Origin of the sequence: Vreelandella subterranea (assembly GCF_900111305.1) — a bacterium.
Classification (GTDB): Bacteria; Pseudomonadota; Gammaproteobacteria; order Pseudomonadales; family Halomonadaceae; genus Vreelandella; species Vreelandella subterranea.
In genome coordinates this window covers 39,771-54,129 of sequence record NZ_FOGS01000007.1, presented here as the reverse complement: position 1 = coordinate 54,129, position 14,359 = coordinate 39,771, and the positions used below count along the sequence as shown (strand labels likewise).

Annotated in this window: 11 protein-coding genes; 3 read left to right on the top strand and 8 right to left on the bottom strand. The window is 60.3% G+C overall.

The window, feature by feature from the left end:
* Positions 1-42: 42 nt before the first annotated feature.
* From BMX75_RS11075 to BMX75_RS11060, 4 genes are all read right to left on the bottom strand, one after another.
* A complete protein-coding gene (locus BMX75_RS11075; protein WP_066322354.1) occupies positions 43-1,323 on the bottom strand; it encodes an ABC transporter substrate-binding protein in 1,281 nt (426 codons plus the stop codon).
* Between the two features lie 106 nt (positions 1,324-1,429).
* Positions 1,430-2,833: an ATP-binding protein gene (locus tag BMX75_RS11070; RefSeq protein WP_092828266.1), complete on the bottom strand. Its 1,404-nt coding sequence runs from the start codon at positions 2,831-2,833 to the stop codon at positions 1,430-1,432.
* Between the two features lie 80 nt (positions 2,834-2,913).
* The gene (locus tag BMX75_RS11065; RefSeq protein WP_245748507.1) at positions 2,914-3,666 is read right to left on the bottom strand and encodes a response regulator; all 753 of its coding nucleotides are present in this window, start codon (positions 3,664-3,666) and stop codon (positions 2,914-2,916) included.
* Positions 3,667-3,763: 97 nt separating this feature from the next.
* Complete coding sequence (locus BMX75_RS11060; RefSeq protein ID WP_092827915.1) at positions 3,764-4,561, bottom strand: Cof-type HAD-IIB family hydrolase; 798 nt, start codon at positions 4,559-4,561, stop codon at positions 3,764-3,766.
* Positions 4,562-4,722: 161 nt separating this feature from the next.
* On the opposite strand from BMX75_RS11060, the gene BMX75_RS11055 reads away from it, so the two are divergent.
* From BMX75_RS11055 to BMX75_RS11045, 3 genes are all read left to right on the top strand, one after another.
* On the top strand, positions 4,723-6,663 hold the full coding sequence (locus BMX75_RS11055) for an exoribonuclease II (protein ID WP_092827913.1): 1,941 nt from the start codon (positions 4,723-4,725) through the stop codon (positions 6,661-6,663).
* Between the two features lie 149 nt (positions 6,664-6,812).
* Positions 6,813-7,931 (top strand): N-acetylglucosaminyl phosphatidylglycerol synthase, encoded by a 1,119-nt coding sequence (locus BMX75_RS11050; RefSeq protein ID WP_092827911.1) that lies wholly within the window; start codon positions 6,813-6,815, stop codon positions 7,929-7,931.
* The gene (locus BMX75_RS11045; protein WP_092827909.1) at positions 7,909-8,970 is read left to right on the top strand and encodes a glucosaminyl phosphatidylglycerol flippase; all 1,062 of its coding nucleotides are present in this window, start codon (positions 7,909-7,911) and stop codon (positions 8,968-8,970) included. The genes BMX75_RS11050 and BMX75_RS11045 overlap by 23 nt, the downstream gene beginning before the upstream one ends.
* A 52-nt stretch (positions 8,971-9,022) precedes the next feature.
* Here the strand turns inward: BMX75_RS11045 and sucD are convergent, their stop codons facing one another.
* The 4 genes from sucD to odhB form a co-directional block, all read right to left on the bottom strand.
* Entirely contained in the window at positions 9,023-9,895 is an 873-nt protein-coding gene (sucD, locus tag BMX75_RS11040) for a succinate--CoA ligase subunit alpha (RefSeq protein ID WP_066317215.1), read from the bottom strand.
* A complete protein-coding gene (gene sucC, locus BMX75_RS11035) occupies positions 9,895-11,061 on the bottom strand; it encodes an ADP-forming succinate--CoA ligase subunit beta (RefSeq protein ID WP_066317210.1) in 1,167 nt (388 codons plus the stop codon). The genes sucD and sucC overlap by 1 nt, the downstream gene beginning before the upstream one ends.
* A gap of 161 nt (positions 11,062-11,222) precedes the next feature.
* Positions 11,223-12,662 carry a dihydrolipoyl dehydrogenase gene (gene lpdA, locus BMX75_RS11030; protein ID WP_092827907.1) on the bottom strand — a complete coding sequence of 480 codons (1,440 nt, stop codon included), beginning with the start codon at positions 12,660-12,662 and terminating at the stop codon, positions 11,223-11,225.
* 90 nt (positions 12,663-12,752) lie between these two features.
* Positions 12,753-14,351 (bottom strand): 2-oxoglutarate dehydrogenase complex dihydrolipoyllysine-residue succinyltransferase, encoded by a 1,599-nt coding sequence (gene odhB / locus BMX75_RS11025; RefSeq protein ID WP_092827905.1) that lies wholly within the window; start codon positions 14,349-14,351, stop codon positions 12,753-12,755.
* Positions 14,352-14,359: the final 8 nt, after the last annotated feature.

Genomic DNA, 14,359 nt, shown 5'->3' with positions numbered 1-14,359 from the left:
ACGACGGTGCCGGTCAGCGCCTATACAGGTTGCGAATGAACGTTAGAACGAAGCTGCTTCAGCCGCGTTGACCAGGCGCTCAGCGGCTTCTTCGGCTTGCATGTCGTCGTCGTTGAAGTAGTTGGTCACCACATCGAAGATAGCCCCCTGGATATCGGCACGTACGGCCATACCGTGGGCCATGCTCGGCACCAGTCCGCCCTCTTCAGCGGTGCGCTGGAAATCGCTGAGCGACTGCTGCGCACAGCTGTCAAACTCGCTCATGTCCAGGTCGGGCCGTGCGGGAATCGAGCCCTTGGCCAGATTGAAGGCTTCCTGAAAGGTGGGTTCAAGCACCAGGCGGGCCAGCGCATGTTGAGCTTCAAGCTCGGCTTCATCGGTAACCCGGAACATCGCCAGGCTATCGATATTGAAGGCAAAGACATCCTCGGTGCCCGGTGCCGGGGCACACAGATAGTCTTCCCCCGCCGTCAGGCCTCGGGCAGTAAACTCGCCTTTGGCCCAGTCACCCATCATCTGCATGGCGGCTTCACCGTCAATCACCATCCCCGTGGCGATATTCCAGTCGCGACCGGACATGCCGTCATCCATCAGTGTGCGCAACCGCTTGAAGTCCTCCAGCGCATCGACCATCTGCTCGCCGCCCAGGGCCTCGGGGTCAAGATCGACCAACGCGCGCTGATAAAACTCGCCCCCCTGACTGCCGATCACCACGCTTTCAAAGATGGTGGCGTCCTGCCACGCCTGACCACCATGGGCTAGCGGAATATAGCCCGCATCGCGAATGGCCTCGCCCGCGGCAAACAGCTCGTCAAGGGTAGTGGGCATTGCAACGCCCGCGTCATCCAGTACCTCCGGGTTGGCCCACAGCCAGTTGACCCGGTGGACGTTGGCCGGCACTGCCACGTACTCGCCGTCGTACTGCATAATGTCGGCAACGACCTCGGGCAGTAACGCATCCCAGTTTTCCGCCTCAGCGACATCGTCCAGGCTGCCGAGCAAGCCAAGCTCGCCCCACTCTTGAATTTCGGGGCCCTTGATCTGTGCCGCCGAGGGCGGGTTGCCCGACATGGCACGGGACTTGAGCACCGTCATGGCCGTTTCACCACCCCCACCGGCGACGGCAAAATCTTCCCACCCGTAACCTTCAGCTTCCATCAGGTCTTTGAGCACGTTGGCCGCCCGGGCTTCGCCACCGGAGGTCCACCAGTGCAGTACTTCCACCTCATTGGCCTGCGCCTGACCGATCATGGTGAGGCCTGCGAGCGTCGTGGCAAGGGCCAGGGAGGTTTTCTTCAACGCGGTTTTCTTCAACATGGGCATGGGTAACTCCTGCTGTTGTTGTTGTGTAGGGTCAATGACATTCAACAGCGTACTGTAAATACGCCCCCATGGGCGTTACCGAGTCCTGCATAGTATTTAAGGTTTATTACAGATCGGTAATAGTTTCATGGTGAGGGATCGTCAGGGTGACACACAGCCCGCCCTGGGGATGGTTGGCAAGCTGAATATCGCCGCCGTGGGCGCGGGCGATGTGGCGGGCAATGCCCAGGCCGAGCCCACTGCCCCCGGTGTGGCGGCTGCGCGACGGCTCCAGGCGAACGAACGGCGAGAACACACGGGACAGCTGGTCGTCGGGAATACCAGGGCCGTGGTCGCGAATCTTGATCGTCACGACGCCCGCCTGGTCCACCAGGGATACATCCACGTGCTGCCCATAGAAGACGGCATTTTCCAGCAGGTTCGCCAAACAGCGCTTGAAGGCCATCGGCTTGACCGTGAGAGGTGCGGCCTTGCCCTGCACGGTCACGCGTCCGCCCTGGAGGCGAAGTTCCCCGGCGATATCATCGATGAGTGTTTCAAGGTCCAAGGGCTCTGGCACTTCGTGCAGGTCCAGGCCTTTTACCGACGCCAGCGCGCCCTTGACCAGGCCATCGAGCTCATCCAGGGCCGCACAGAAGCGCTGCCGCTGAACCTCATCATCGAGCATTTCGGCGCGCAGGCGCAGGCGCGTCAGCGGCGTTTTCAGATCATGGGAGATGGCCGAAAACAACCGCTCGCGTTCTTCGATCTGCTCGCGAATACGCTGCTGCATGCGGTTGAATGCCACCGCGGTGGCGGCGACCTCTTTAGGCCCGCTCTCCTTGAGGGGCGGCATATCGAGGTCGTCGCCAAGCTGCAGTGCCGCTCTGGAGAGCCGCGCCAAGGGGCGGGTTGCGCTGCGAATCCCCAGCAGTGACAGCGCAATCACGCTGAGCAGCACCAGCAGCCCGACCAGCACGCGCTCTTCGGAAAGCCAGCGATAGCCCGTAAAAATATCCGGCACCCCCAGCAACGTGGCCACGTAAAGCCAGGTGTCTGGCGCCAGCTCCAGCTGGACCACCAGAATCGGGGGCGAAAGTGGCTCCATTAGCAGGCTGTGCTGGCCCCAGCGCGGCGGCAAGTCCTTGAGTAATACCTCGTTATTCAAGACGCGAAGCGTCTCGGGCCGGGAGAACTCCACCACCACGTCGTCGATATTGAGCTGCTCGGTGAGAATATTGCGAACGTTATCCACCACCACCTGCTTTTCCGGGCCCGAGCCAATATCCTCGATGGTCAAGCGCCGCTCGTTGATGCTGACGAAAAAGCGCGTGCCGCCCATGTTGCGCAACTGGTCGAGCACGATGTGCCGGTACTCATAGGGCAATGAACGGAAATACTGCATCGTGGACGCGATACTGAACGCCATATTGGTGGACAGCTCATCCAGCTGTCGCAACTGACTGGAACGCACCTGAGACGTCCAGATCGCATAGCTTGCCACCTGAGCGACCAACACCCCCGCCAGCATGATAATCACGAAGCGACCGCGTAACGTGGTCGGCAACCAGCGCGCACCACGCCGCTTGAGGGTTTGCCAGCGCGAAGGGGTCACGTTAGCGCATCGACACGGGCGGTTAAGATGTAACCCGCTCCCCGGACGGTACGAATCAACTGCGAGTGCTGGGCATCCTCGCCCAGCCGCTGGCGTAACCGGCAAACATGGACATCGATCGAGCGGTCCAGCGGAGGTGCGTCGCGGCCGCGGGTGAGCGCATAGAGATCATCCCGGGACAGCACGGTGGCGGGGCGTTCAAGGAAGACCTGAAGCAGTTGGAAATCGGCCCCGGACAACGCCGTGCGTTCGCCCTGCCGGTCGATCAGTTCACGGGTCATACGATCCAGCTCCCAGCCACCGAAGCTGACGCAGCGCGCCTGGTCGGCGCTGGGCGCGGCTTGGGCGGGCCGGGTCCTACGCATGACGGCCTTGATGCGCGCCAGCAATTCGCGGGGGTTGAACGGCTTGCCCAGATAGTCATCGGCGCCCAACTCCAGGCCCAGAATCCGGTCGGTTTCATCGGCACTGGCGGTGAGCATGATAATCGGCACGTCGCTTTGTTTGCGAACCTCCCGGCAGATCGAAAAGCCATCGTCCCTCGGCAGCATCAGATCGACGATCAGCAGATCTGCCGATGTCTGCTGCATAAGGGCTCTCAACGCAGCGGCATCCTGAGCGGTCAGCACATGATAGCCATGACGGCCCAGATAATCGGCCAACAGCTCACAAATTTCCGGGTCATCGTCGACCACGAACAGCGTGGCAGGCTTGGTCGGGGTGGACGATGTCATGGTGGTGGTTGTCATCGGGGCAGGCTGATCCCACACTATTTTTGTAAGAAGGGATGATCATGGGCGAGCCAAACGCAGGTGACAAGGCAGCCTCGACTAAGGTGGTAGCCTGTTACAGCGCAAAGCGCTCGCGTAGCCACCGGGCAACTGCCGCCTCGCCGTGATGACCGATGCGTTCAGCGCCGGTGACGCGATCAAACAACGCCGGGTGGGCGTTGGCCATCACCTGGGCTTCCCCCGCCAGGTCCAGCATTTCGGTATCGTTGAGGTTATCGCCGAAGGCCAGACAGTCGGCAGCCGTCAACCCCAACCGCTCCAGCAGTGATGATAGCGCGACCCCCTTGTTGACGCCGCGGGCCATGATTTCCAGCGAGTCGACCGTCGAATAGGTAATATGCAGTGCGTCGCCGTGAGCTTCCTGCGCCTGGGCTTCCAGTTGTTTCAGCGCGGCGGGATCACCCAGATAAAGCACTTTGCCTACACCGTTAGTGTCCATCTGCGTGGGCGGCACAACCGCATAGCGAAAGCCGGTAGAGGCATGAAGTGACAGTAAGTGCGGCGCCTCAACGTCGATATGCCAGCCGCTTTCACGGTAAATGTTAAGCCGTACCTGAGGCGGGCGCGGAAGATCAATCAGCGTCTGTGCATGTTCCGGCGCCACATGATGGGCGGCGAGCAAGGTGTCGTTCGGGTCGTGTACATAAGCGCCGTTGGTACTGATCAAGTGCGCCGGAATCGCCAGTTGATCACGGAACACCCGCATATCGTGATAATGACGACCCGACGCCAGCGCGACATGGTGCCCCTGACCATGCAACTGGCGAAGTACGTCAACCGTCTCATCGTGCAGCCGGTGATCACTCCCCAGCAGGGTTCCATCCAGATCCGAAACAATTAGCCGTGGTGTCATAGCGCGCTCCCGAAAGATGTATCAATAGCTTACCCGATTCGGCAAACCGCATGTAAGTAGTTGACTTACCGTGTTCCAGGTCGACCAGCGGCAACGACAATTGGCGCGGCCCGCGGTAATCCGTATAGTGTCCCCCTATCCTTCGCCAACTGATTGACCTCATGCTGCAAAACAATTCCGTGCTTGCGTCGCTCAAGCAACAGATTCGCGATACCACCCCACGTGCCGAAGGGGTGATCAAGGCTACCGAGAAAGGCTTCGGGTTTCTTGAAACCGATGACGGTGACTCCTATTTCGTGCCGCCCCCCGCCATGAAGCAGGTGCTCCACGGTGACCGCGTAGAAGGCGTGATTCACGAGAACGGCGATAAAAAATCCCTTGAGCCCGAGAAGCTGATCGAAGCGGGGCTCGACCGTTTTATTGCGCGCGTGCAAAAGCGCGAAGACCGCCTTGCCGTCGTGCCGGATCATCCCTCGATCCGTAACGTGCTTAAAGCGCGCATCAAGAACAGCCTGGATGAGTCGACCATTGCTGATGGCGATTGGGTCGTCGCCCGCCTGGTGCGTCACCCGCTGAAAGAAAACGATCGCGGTTTTTTCAGCCAGATTGACGAGTTGGTGGCCAAATCCGACGACCCCGCCGTTCCATGGCGTGTCACGCTTGCCCGTCATGCGCTGGAGCAGGCGTCTCCCAATGCGGGCGACGACTGGCCACTGCGCGATGAAGGCCTTGTCCGCGAGGACCTTACCGCACAGCCCTTCTTTACCATCGACGGTGAAAAGACCCGCGATATGGATGACGCCCTGCACGTCACGCCGCGCGCTGAAGGCGGCTGGCAGTTGAGCGTCGCCATCGCCGATCCCACCGCCTACGTGGAAGAAGGCCACGCCGCCGATCTGGAAGCGCGCACCCGCGCCTTTACGGTGTATTTGCCCGGCCAGAACGTCACCATGCTGCCCGAGAAATTGTCGGACGAGCTGTGCTCGCTATGGGAAGGCCAAGATCGCCCGGCGCTGGCCTGCACGCTGGATATCAATGCCGACGGCAGCCTGGGCGATTACCGCTTCTTCGCCGCCACTGTGAAATCGCATGCCAAACTGGCCTACGATCCGGTGTCTGACTGGATCGATGGTCAGGGCGATTGGGCACCGGCGGATAACATCGCCGAGCAGTTGACCGCGCTGCGCGATTTAACCGAAGCGCGAACCGCCTGGCGTAACGAGCATGCCCTGGTCTTCAAGGACCGCCCGGATTACGTCTTTGACCTGGACGACGCGGGGAACGTGCTGGGGATTCGCACCGAAGATCGCCGCATCGCCAACCGCATGATCGAAGAGTCGATGATTGCCGCCAACGCCTGTTGCGCCGATTTCCTCGCCCAGCACATCGGTCACGGTATCTTCAACGTGCACCGCGCCTTTGAGCCCGAGAAAGCCGAAGCCGCGCAGGCGTTCCTGGCCGGTCAGGAAATTGAGGTGGACCAGCAGGCGTTAACCGAGCTTGCCCACTACAAAGACCTCAAGCGCGCGCTGGAAAGCCGCGACGATGCCTGGCTGGATGCCCGCCTGCGTCGTTTCCAGGGCTTCACCAGCATGTCGGCCCAACCCGGCCCGCACTTCGGCCTGGGCCTTGCCGCCTACGCCACCTGGACGTCGCCGATCCGCAAGTATGGCGATATGGTCAACCACCGCCTGATCAAGCGCGTGCTGAAGGGTGAACAAGCCCCGGCTGAAGCCAGCCAGCAGCTCACCGAACAGCTGACCGAGCGCCGCCGCCTGAACCGTATGGCCGAGCGCGACGTGAAAGACTGGCTTTACGTGCGCTACCTGACGCCCGCCGCGCAGAACCAGGACACCTTTGACGCCGAGATCATGGCGATCAACCGAGGCGGCATGCGCGTTCGCCTGATCGAAAACGGTGCCACCGCCTTTGTCCCCGCTCCCTTGATGCACAGTGACCGCAGCAAGGTGGTGATTGACGACAAGGAAGGCCGCATCCAGATCGAAGGCGAAGAACGCTACAAGCTGGGCGACAGCCTTCGCGTCGTGCTCACCGAAGCCCGTGAAGAAACCCGTTCGCTGGTAGCAAAACCCGCCGCTTGATAAGCAGGCTGCCAAGGTGACGTTAAGCCACGGTCTCTGTTGACGAGACCGTGGTTTTTTTATGCGTATGTCAGTCATCGCCCTGTCGTCGAACTGACTTATTGATTGGTTAAGGTAACTCATGACATTCATGTGGCTCGGAGGTTACCTTGCACATCGCCGATGTGACCATGTTCCATGCACCCGCCAGCGGCGGCGTGCGTACCTATTTACAGGCCAAGCATCGCGTCTTTTCCCGCTACCCCGGCGTGCGCACAAGCCTGCTGGTACCCGGTGCCGAGCGAGACAGCCTCGGCGACCAGCACACCTTACCGGCCTTTCGTTTACCCCTTGGGCAGGGTTACCGCTTTCCTCTGCGCGCGGCTCCGTGGCGCGATGCGCTGATCGGCTTACGGCCTGACCTCATCGAGGCCGGTGACCCCTATGTGACCGCCTGGGCAGCTCTTGAAGCCGGACAACGGCTGGGCATTCCCGTGGTCGGGTTTTATCACTCGGACTTGCCACGCTTGATGGGCGACCGTTTCGGGCGGCATGTGAGTCGGCGCTTGATCCGCTACTTGACGAACCTCTATCGCCAGTTTGATAGCGTGCTGGCCCCCTGCCAGGTCATGGCAGACCGCCTAAGGGAATGGGGCGTCGAACACGTCCGGGTGCAGCCTCTGGGGGTCGACGTTAACCACTTCCACCCTAGCCAGTACGATGCTGACTTTCGCGCCAGCATGGGCATTCCACCGCATAAAAAGCTGCTGATTTTCGTCGGCCGCTACTCCCGGGAAAAGAATATCGATGTCCTGCTGGCCACCATGCGCAGGCTGGGCGACGACTACCACCTCTTGCTGATGGGTCCTGGGATGCCGCACCAGGTCCCCACCAACGTCACCGTGGTCGACCGCTGTTGCGGTGCCCACGAGGTGACCAAGGCGCTTGCCAGCAGCGATGCCCTCTTGCATGCGGGTACCCGGGAAACCTTTGGTTTGATCGCCCAGGAAGCCATGGCCTGCGGCACCCCAGTGGTCGCCGCCCGCGCCGGGGCACTGGCTGAGAATGTTCCCCTCGGCGCCGGCATTTTATGCCGCCCGCTGGACCCCGCCGCCATGGCCGAAGCCTGCGATGCGCTATTCAGCAATGACATTGCGGCCAGCGGGCGCTACGCACGCCGCCATGTGGAGCGCTACGCCAACTGGGATAGCGTGATGCACTCGCTGCTGGCTCACTACGAGACCTTGACCGATATCGCTATGCCCCATGCTCTCCTTCAGCCACGCTAAACCTTCAGCCTGGTGGCGCTGGCGGCCCCTGCAAGTCGCCATGATCGTGCTGGCATTGGGGTTACCCCTAGTGCTGACCGCCTGGATCGGCGGCAGTGACGCCTGGCAGCGCGTCCGACAGTTTCCGCTTGGCATACTGCTGCTGATGCTGTTCCTCGCTTGCCTGTGCTGGAACCTGAACGCCGCACGGCTACGCTTGATGCTGGGCGGGCGGGCAGGCCCGTTGGGGCAACGCGGTGCCTTGGGTATTGAGCTGGCGTCGAAGTTTGCCCTGTGTGCCACACCGGGCGGGAGTGGCGGCCCCGCCACGCTACTCGTGCTATTGGCACAGCGCGGTCTTCCTCCCTCCAAAGGCAGCGCGGTATTTCTGATCGACCAGGGCTGCGACATGCTGTTCTTTCTCAGTATGCTCGGCGGGCTGGTGATTCTGTCATTGGTCAGCGACGTCAACTGGCCCCATCAAACGCTGGTGCAATCCGCCCTGGCTGGCCTGGTCGCCTGCGCCACGCTCGTCAGTCTGCTGGTCTATCAGCTACCCCGGCTATTGCGGGCCAGGCGTTTCAGGCTTACCTGGCTGAGTCGCGACCGCCGCCGACGCCTTGCCCGTGGGTGTCTGGGCTTTCGCCAGGACTTGAAGGTAACGCTGTCGCTGCCTCCCACAACGTTAGCCGCGATGCTCCTGCTGACCACGGCTCACTGGCTGATGCGCTACAGCCTGCTCTACCTGGCGGTGCTCGGCGTGGGGGGGGATGTCGATTGGGTGTGGACCTTCTTGACCCAGATGCTGGCCATGGCCGCCAGCCAGTTGAGCTTTTTGCCCGGTGGCGCCGGTGCGGCCGAGGTGGGGGTTGGCTCGCTTTTGCTGCCGTTAATGGCCGCCGAGCAGGCCGCCGCTGCGGTATTGATATGGCGCCTCATCAGCTACCATCTCTATTTGGCCGCCGGCGCACCGTTTTTCCTGAGCTATGGATTCCGCTTGTTCAGGCGCAGCCCCTCAATCGATGGGCCCGTCCCAGAGGCAAAAAAAGAGCACCCGTAGGTGCTCTTTTTCATATCAGGCGCGACTTGCTCACGCCGGGCGACGTAACCGCTTACCAGCCAGTGACGGCTTTCAGCGCGTCGCCGATTTCCGCCAAGGAGCGCACGGTTTTAACGCCGGCATCTTCAAGGGCAGAGAACTTCTCGTCAGCGGTGCCTTTACCGCCGGAGATGATCGCGCCTGCGTGGCCCATACGCTTGCCGGGAGGTGCTGTCACACCGGCAATGTAGGCAACCACGGGCTTGGAAACGTTGGCCTTGATGTAAGCCGCCGCTTCTTCTTCCGCCGTGCCACCGATTTCACCGATCATGACGATGGCTTCGGTTTTCGGGTCTTTCTCGAACATCTCGAGGATGTCGATGAAGTTGGACCCCGGAATCGGGTCACCACCGATGCCGACACAGCTGGACTGACCAAAGCCATGATCAGTGGTCTGCTTGACCGCTTCGTAGGTCAAGGTACCCGAACGCGATACGATGCCGACACGGCCAGGCTGGTGGATGTGGCCCGGCATGATGCCGATCTTGCACTCGCCCGGTGTGATAACACCCGGGCAGTTCGGACCGATCAGGCGGACACCCAGCTCGTCACACTTCACCTTGGCTTCGAGCATATCCAGGGTGGCAATGCCTTCCGTGATGCACACAATCAGCTTGATACCGGCATTGGCCGCTTCAAGGATTGAATCTTTGCAGAACGGTGCCGGTACGTAGATCACGCTGGCTTCAGCGCCGGTTTTCGCAACCGCTTCTTTCACGGTGTTGAAAACGGGCAGACCCAGGTGCTCCTGGCCGCCTTTACCGGGGGTAACACCACCGACCATCTGGGTACCGTAGGCAATCGCCTGCTCGGAGTGGAACGTACCCTGGCCACCCGTAAAGCCCTGGCAGATGACCTTGGTGTTCTTGTCGATCAGGATGCTCATTACTTGCCCTCCGCCGCTTTAACGACCTGCTGAGCCGCGTCGGTCAGACTGGTAGCCGCGATAATGTTGAGACCGCTAGACGCGAGTTTCTCGGTGCCTAGCTCGGCGTTGTTACCTTCCAGACGCACGACGACCGGCACGTTGACACCGACCTGCTCAACGGCACCGATGATGCCTTCAGCGATCATGTCGCAACGGACGATGCCACCGAAGATGTTCACCAGCACGGCCTTGACGGAGTCGTCAGACAGAATCAGCTTGAAGGCTTCTGCAACGCGCTCTTTGGTGGCACCGCCACCCACGTCGAGGAAGTTGGCCGGCTTGCCACCGTTCAGGTTGACGATGTCCATGGTACCCATGGCCAGGCCAGCGCCGTTGACCATGCAGCCGATGTTGCCATCCAGCGCCACATAGTTGAGTTCCCATGCAGCCGCTTCAGCTTCGCGCTCGTCTTCTTGAGACGGGTCACGCATTGCCTGCAGGTCCGGGTGACGGTACAGCGCGTTGCTGTCGAGGCCAAGCTTGGCATCCAGGCAGTGCAAGTTGCCTTGGTCGGTGATGACCAGCGGGTTGATTTCAAGCAGCGCCAGGTCTTTCTCGTGGAACAACTTGGACAGCCCCAGGAAAATCTTGGTGAACTGCTTGATCTGGTCGCCGGAAAGGCCCAGTGCAAAGGCCAGCTCACGCGCCTGGTAAGGCTGTGCGCCAACCAGCGGGTCGATCTCGGCTCTGAGAATCTTTTCGGGGGTTTCTTCGGCGACTTTCTCGATCTCTACGCCGCCTTCGGTGGAGGCCATGAAGACCACGCGGCGGGTCGTACGATCGACAACGGCACCCAGATACAGCTCATCGGCGATATCAGTGCAGGTCTCGATAAGAATCTTGGAAACTGGCTGGCCGTGCTCGTCGGTCTGGAAGGTCACCAGGTTTTTGCCCAGCCACTGCTCGGCAAACGCCTTGGCATCAGCCGGGTCTTTAATCAGCTTTACGCCACCCGCTTTACCACGACCACCTGCGTGCACCTGGGCTTTAACCACCCACATGTCGCCGCCGATCTTTTTACATGCGTCTTCAGCTTCTTCGGGAGTGTCCACAGCAAAGCTCTTGGACACGGGTAGACCATAATCGGCAAACAGCTGTTTACCTTGATACTCGTGAAGGTTCATCGATTCATGCCATTGGTTGCATGTGACTCGAACGATGATCAGTTTCCTTGAAAGAACTGTCATCCCCGTGCTTTCGATCTCTGTTTTTCAAACCGCGTCGAAAAGACATGGCCGAAAGCGTTGCGCCACCCTGGGGTGGCGCTTTTTTGTTACGGCGTAATTTACTTACGCTTTTTGCGGTTGGCCATGTGGATCGCGTGGCCTTCAACCGCGAGCGCCGCTTCATGCACCGCTTCCGACATGGTCGGGTGAGCGTAACAAGTCAGCGCCAGGTCTTCGGCACTGGAACCGAATTCCATGGCAATCACGCCCTGGGCAATCATCTCACCGGCGTGCTGGCCAACGATGTGCATGCCCAGAATGCGGTCGGTTTCCGCATCGGCGATGATCTTGGCATTGCCCTCTGTGGCGTTGTTGGCCATCGCCCGGCCACTGGCCGCAAAGGGGAAACTACCGGTCTTGACGTTAATGCCCTTGGCTTTGGCTTCTTCCTCGGTAATCCCCACCCACGCGACTTCCGGGAAGGTGTAGATAACGTTGGGAATGGCGTCGTAGTTCATCTCGGCCTTATGGCCCGCGATGATATCCGCCACCATGATGCCTTCTTCCGAGGCCTTGTGCGCCAGCATCGGGCCGCGCACGCAGTCGCCAATGGCGTAAACGCCCGGGACATTGGTACGGCACTGATCGTCAACGAAGATGAAACCACGCTCGTCCAGCTCAATGCTGACCCCATCGGCGATCACGCCTTTGGTGTAAGGACGACGACCCACGCAGACGATCAGCTTGTCGAAGGTCATTTCCTGCTCGCCGTCAGCGTCGGTGTACTTGACGGTCACTTCTTCGCCGTTGGTTTCCGAGCCGGTGACGCGAGCGCCCAGTTTGATGTCCAGGCCCTGTTTCTTGAGCAGCTTCTGGGTTTCTTTACCGATGGCACCGTCGACCATGGGCAGGAAGGAATCCATGGCTTCGAGCACGGTGACCTCGGAGCCCAGGCGGTTCCACACGCTACCCAGTTCCAGGCCAATGATACCGGCACCAATCACGCCAAGACGCTTGGGTGTTTCCTGGAACTCCAATGCACCGGTAGAGTCGACAACCAGTCCTTCGACCAGCGGGGTCGGCGGAATTTCCACCGGTACAGAGCCCGCCGCCACGACGATATTATCGGCGTCATAGGTGGTGGCCTTGCCGTCCTTATCGGTCACTTCCACTTGTTTGCCGGAAATGACTTTACCAGTGCCGTCAATGGCGGTGACGCCGTTGGCCTTGAACAGCCCCGAGATGCCGCCGGTCAAGTTCTTAACGATCTTGTCCTTGCGCGCCATCATCTTTTTGACGTCCATGGTGACGTCACCGGCCTGGATACCCAGGTCGTCGAAATCGTCTTTCGCTTCAACGAACTTGTGCGATGCTTCGAGCAGCGCCTTGGAAGGGATACAGCCGACGTTCAGGCAGGTACCGCCGTGAACGACGTTGCCTTCCTTGCCGATCCACTTTTCGACACAGGCGGTCTTCAGCCCGAGTTGCGCCGCACGGATGGCAGCGACATAACCACCGGGGCCGGCACCGATAACGATCACATCAAACTTGTCAGCCATGTTGGCTCCTTTCGCTTGGGTGCCTTCTCCCTTATGGGGAAGAAGGCAGAGTGCAATTGAACGTGAGTATGTGACAGGTCGTTGTGACCCTTACACGTCCAGCAACAGGCGTGCGGGATCTTCCAGCAGCTCTTTGATGGTCACCAGGAATTGCACGGCGTCTTTGCCGTCGATCATGCGGTGATCATAGGAAACCGCCAGGTACATCATGGGGCGAATCTCGACCTTTCCATTGACCGCCATGGGGCGTTCCTGAATCTTGTGCATACCCAGGATGGCGGTTTGCGGCGGATTGATAATCGGGGTCGACATCAGCGAGCCGAAGATACCGCCGTTGGTGATCGTAAAGGTACCGCCCTGCATTTCATCGATGCCGAGCTTACCGTCACGGGCACGCTTACCGAAGTCGACGATTGACTTCTCGACATCGGCGATTTTCATGCTGTCGGTGTCGCGCAGTACCGGCACGACCAGACCACGCGGCGTGGACACGGCAACGCCGATATCCTGGTAGCCATGATAGACGATGTCGGTACCGTCGATGGAGGCGTTGACGTCCGGGAAGCGCTTGAGCGCCTCGGAAGCCGCCTTGACGAAAAAGCCCATGAAACCAAGCTTGGTATCGTGCGCCTTCAGGAAGGTATCCTTGTACTGCGCACGCAACTCCATCACGGCTGTCATGTCCACTTCGTTGTAAGTGGTCAGCATGGCAGCCGTTTGCTGAGCTTCCACCAGACGCTTGGCGATGGTTTGGCGCAGCCGGCTCATCGGCACGCGTTTTTCTGGCCGCTCACCCTCTACCGCGGTGGTTGTCGCAGCTGCAGCAGCACCTTTAGGCGCTGCTGCAGCGCCGCCGGAAGCTTTCTTGGCAGAACCTGATTTCACCGCTTTCTGCACATCCTCTTTCAGAATGCGGCCGCCCTTGCCGGTGCCCTCAATCTTGGCGACGTCCAGATCGTGCTCCGCCACCATCTTGCGAGCAGCCGGTGCGAGGATCTTGTCACCGACTTTTTCATCGGCGCTGTCGTCGTCGCTACTGTCATCCTTGGCCGGTTTGGCGTCATCGCCGCCGCTGCTTTCGCCACCGGCACCTTCGGTGAAGGTCGCCAGCACGGCCTCTGATTCAACCTGGCTGCCTTCTTCGGCCTTGATCTCGGCCAGCGCACCATCGGCCGGGGCAACAACTTCAAGGACGACCTTGTCGGTTTCGATATCCGCCAGCACTTCATCACGCTTGACCGCTTCGCCGACTTTCTTGTGCCAGGTCGCGACCGTGCCTTCCTGGACCGATTCCGGGAAGCTTGGCGCTTTCACCTCATGCTGCTTGCCGCCACCGCTGGCTTTTTTGGGAGCGTCTTGCTTGTCGTCTGATGACTTGTCTTCAGATGCCTTTTCAGCGCTGTCATCGTCAGAAGATGCGGCTTCTTTCTTGCTGCTATCGCCGGAGGCTTCGCCTTCGCCGATTTTGCCCAGCACCTGCTCGGACTCGACGGTATCGCCTTCGTCGGCCATCACGTCGGTGAGCGTACCCGCTTCCGGTGCGACGACTTCGAGCACCACTTTGTCGGTTTCGATCTCGACGATCAGCTCGTCACGCTCAACGCTGTCACCCGGCTTCTTATGCCAGGCGGCGACGGTGCCTTCGGCAACGGATTCCGGAAAGGTTGGCGCTTTGATCTCGGTAGCCATGTCGTTTC

Excerpts from the sequence above, each read along its gene's own strand:
- sucC (WP_066317210.1), bottom strand. The coding sequence starts at position 11,061 with ATGAACCTTCACGAGTATCAAGGTAAACAGCTGTTTGCCGATTATGGT.
- BMX75_RS11070 (WP_092828266.1), bottom strand. The coding sequence starts at position 2,833 with ATGCTGGCGGGGGTGTTGGTCGCTCAGGTGGCAAGCTATGCGATCTGG.
- lpdA (WP_092827907.1), bottom strand. The coding sequence starts at position 12,662 with ATGGCTGACAAGTTTGATGTGATCGTTATCGGTGCCGGCCCCGGTGGT.
- sucD (WP_066317215.1), bottom strand. The coding sequence starts at position 9,895 with ATGAGCATCCTGATCGACAAGAACACCAAGGTCATCTGCCAGGGCTTT.
- odhB (WP_092827905.1), bottom strand. The coding sequence starts at position 14,351 with ATGGCTACCGAGATCAAAGCGCCAACCTTTCCGGAATCCGTTGCCGAA.
- BMX75_RS11045 (WP_092827909.1), top strand. The coding sequence starts at position 7,909 with ATGCTCTCCTTCAGCCACGCTAAACCTTCAGCCTGGTGGCGCTGGCGG.
- BMX75_RS11065 (WP_245748507.1), bottom strand. The coding sequence starts at position 3,666 with ATGACAACCACCACCATGACATCGTCCACCCCGACCAAGCCTGCCACG.
- BMX75_RS11060 (WP_092827915.1), bottom strand. The coding sequence starts at position 4,561 with ATGACACCACGGCTAATTGTTTCGGATCTGGATGGAACCCTGCTGGGG.
- BMX75_RS11055 (WP_092827913.1), top strand. The coding sequence starts at position 4,723 with ATGCTGCAAAACAATTCCGTGCTTGCGTCGCTCAAGCAACAGATTCGC.
- BMX75_RS11075 (WP_066322354.1), bottom strand. The coding sequence starts at position 1,323 with ATGCCCATGTTGAAGAAAACCGCGTTGAAGAAAACCTCCCTGGCCCTT.